The sequence below is a fragment of the Acetomicrobium mobile genome, assembly GCF_937920065.1.
This window is the reverse complement of record NZ_CALETC010000152.1, coordinates 1-2,811: the sequence shown is the minus strand read 5'-3', so window position 1 is coordinate 2,811 and position 2,811 is coordinate 1. Positions and strand designations below refer to the sequence as shown.

Annotated in this window: 3 protein-coding genes and 1 pseudogene; 1 reads left to right on the top strand and 3 read right to left on the bottom strand. The window is 44.6% G+C overall.

Going from position 1 to position 2,811, the window contains the following annotated elements; all coding sequences use genetic code 11:
- Positions 1-226: pseudogene (locus Q7P41_RS05865) on the top strand (hypothetical protein); the annotation flags it as partial.
- A gap of 298 nt (positions 227-524) precedes the next feature.
- Here the strand turns inward: Q7P41_RS05865 and Q7P41_RS05860 are convergent.
- From Q7P41_RS05860 to Q7P41_RS05850, 3 genes are all read right to left on the bottom strand, one after another.
- Positions 525-716 carry a rhodanese-like domain-containing protein gene (locus Q7P41_RS05860; RefSeq protein WP_303882857.1) on the bottom strand — a complete coding sequence of 64 codons (192 nt, stop codon included), beginning with the start codon at positions 714-716 and terminating at the stop codon, positions 525-527.
- Positions 717-796: 80 nt separating this feature from the next.
- Complete coding sequence (locus Q7P41_RS05855) at positions 797-1,951, bottom strand: DUF3798 domain-containing protein (RefSeq protein ID WP_303882858.1); 1,155 nt, start codon at positions 1,949-1,951, stop codon at positions 797-799.
- A 210-nt stretch (positions 1,952-2,161) separates the two neighbouring features.
- Positions 2,162-2,811, bottom strand: a 650-nt coding sequence (locus tag Q7P41_RS05850; protein WP_303882855.1) for a hypothetical protein, incomplete at its 5' end; no start/stop codon positions are given.

The window sequence follows — 2,811 nt, the reverse complement described above, 5'->3', positions numbered from 1 at the left end:
GAAGGAGGCAAACGCTGACATGAGAAGGTTACCTGGGCCTGTTGTTGTAGGGATAGTAGGAAGCGGATATGCTTCTTATCTGCACTGCAAGGGATATGAGCGGGTAGGCAAGATTGACGTAAGGTTAAAGACTATTTGCGACGTAGACGAAGCGAAGGCCACAAAGTTGGCGTCTATGCTCAACAGCAAAAGTATTACCGTGGCTTTGGAGGAGTTGCCTAGTTAGTCGAAAGTTCCGAGCGCTGAGGTAAGCGGTTTTAAAAAAAGGGGGGAAGTTTAGGTATCAAGGTCTCCCCCCTGGCCTGGTAACCTCTGTTTTAAAGGGCGAGCTTAGCGTCTATAGCGAGATTCTACCTTGGAATGCTTATGTAGAAGAGATACGCTCAAATTTGTCGCATTTGTATTTAAAGAACCGGATAACCGGCATTGATCCAGGCGTTTACACCACCTGCCAAAACTTTTACGTTCGAAAAGCCTTGAGCTTCGAAAGATTCTGCCACACGGGCAGACGTAGCATCGTTATGTCAGGCGCAGTAAAATATGATCTCTTGATCTTTGCTTAAATCTTGCTCCTTATTGCGGAATTCCTTCAAGGATATAGCACCCTCAAGGCGTACCTTTTTGTAACGCTCTTCATCCTCGTATGCGCAAACTAACAACGCCTTTCCCGATTGCACTTCTTGCCTTGCCTCTTGCGGGCTGATCTTTTCTGCCATGGTTTTAGGATCCCCTCCTTTTGGTCTATCTGTATAACTTGTTTATATGGTCGCCTATATTGTCCCTAGATTTTTATCTATTATCTAATTGTAAGATATTTCTCGGGCACTTCTAGCTTTGTTAATCCGAGATAGCCTCTGCCGAAAACATATGTATCCTGGTAGACAAGTATATAATTTGTCTTCTCGATCCCAGTGCTCAAATCAACGTAATAGCTCCCATTCCATTCCGAGCCCGGCGTATATTTCTCGTAAGCATCGACAAGATCTTCAATAGTCATTTCGGCTTCGCCATCGATGATTCTTCGTGCCAGCTCAACTAAACCCGCTGACTCGGCGTAGCCGCAAGAATAAGCCCACGTACCAAGCCGCCCACTAGCACCCTTTTGTATAATTACTTCTTCTATTTTTTTCATTATTGCTGGGAAGTTACCCTTCTCGGCCGTCAGATCTAGGCCTAACGCACCAGGGTATCCTCTTAGCGGAGAAGGAACGGACGACTCGACGTAATATCCTCCATAAGCTACTATCTGCCTGATGAGCGGTTCGACATGGGCTACATTAGTATTAAAAAATGCTGTTTTTGGGCCGTATTTGTCTAGCCAAGCGGGGACTTTTTCCAGTATAAATTGCTGGGCTCCCGCCACACCGACGTCGCTTACTGGATCTGGTGCAGTCTCAAAATGGAAATTAACGCCTATGTCCTTACAGACAGCTTCCATTATGTTGCGTCTCCTAGAAAGCAGTTCATAACTCATATGTCTTGGGAAAGATATATGTACAAAATCCGTGGCTCCCATCATTTTAGCCGCTACTGGAATAAGATAACCTCTGTAGACGTCATTAACACTTGTCACCAAATCGGCTGTGGAGCTGATAACACCAGGATCCTCCTGGGCTTCGGCAGCAAAGCACAAAATATCCGGCCTCTTTTCCTTAACACGCCTAAAGGCCTCTGTAGTTCCGGGTATTGATTGATTGACGACAATAGCTTTCATTAAAGGATCATCGGCTAGGCCAACTATTTGGCTTATCACTGTTTCCATTTCCTGCATAAAATTATCAGGATAGGTCACATGGGCTATCATGCCACCAGACGATGCATCACCGTAATCTTCGATAAGCTTTTCAGCGCCGCGAAGTTCATCTTCACCCTGTGAAACTGTCCCGGTTACGATGCCAATATGATACGGTGCGTCAGCATAAACAATGCCCCCGCTTGCTATAAGAAATATAAAAAGCGTTGCAGCTACAATAAACTTGACCTTATCCAATGTTCTCCCTCCAGATTGCCATACAGTATTTGGTGTAAGTTATAGACTACTTTTTAATGTTTACTTTGTCAATTGGCGTTAGGCTCTGCGATAGAGATTGTTGACTTCAAATTAAAATACCGAGCGGGAGGAGGCAACCGCTCGGTATTTTTTAGTAAGTTGTGATCTTTTCTAATCGTTCATCGCCAAGATGAAATCGACCATTTTTTGGAAGTTCTCGTTTAACTCTTCCTGTACGTCTTTTCCTTCCTTTAGGTCAGCCCTCACGCCATATATGAACTTTCTCCACATATCGTTGATGCCGGCCTCATGAAATTCGCTGTATTCAAAGCTTGTTCTTTGCTTTTCATACACAGTGCCGTCCATGAGCGCGCGAGGGGTAGCGTTGGCCCCCATTAAAAATGGTATGGAGTATCCGTAGGCTGGTAACGTCACGAAAATGGTTGTTAAAGTTTCAGGATATTCAGGATCTATCAAAATTGTTGCACTTGATTGAGCTCTCTCAAAATTCCACATTGCCGGATGTTTCGATACTTTTGGAGAGTTGGCCAGTTCAATTGTTATGTTGCCGTAATTTGAGATGAGTGCATCCTCGGGCGATCCGTAGTCGTTTACACGAGATACGGTGAAGTAAATACCCTTATATTCCTCGCCATCTTTTTTCAGGGAAGGATTAACTTGCTCTTCAATGATTTTGTAGCAATTATCGGCTATTTGGAGAATTTTGCCGTTGGCATCGACAAATAGGTAGTTTGTGCCCCTGTTTCCGCTGGCCAGGTATCCTTTTTCGGCAAAGGAATGCATGACCGCCTTGGCCTCAT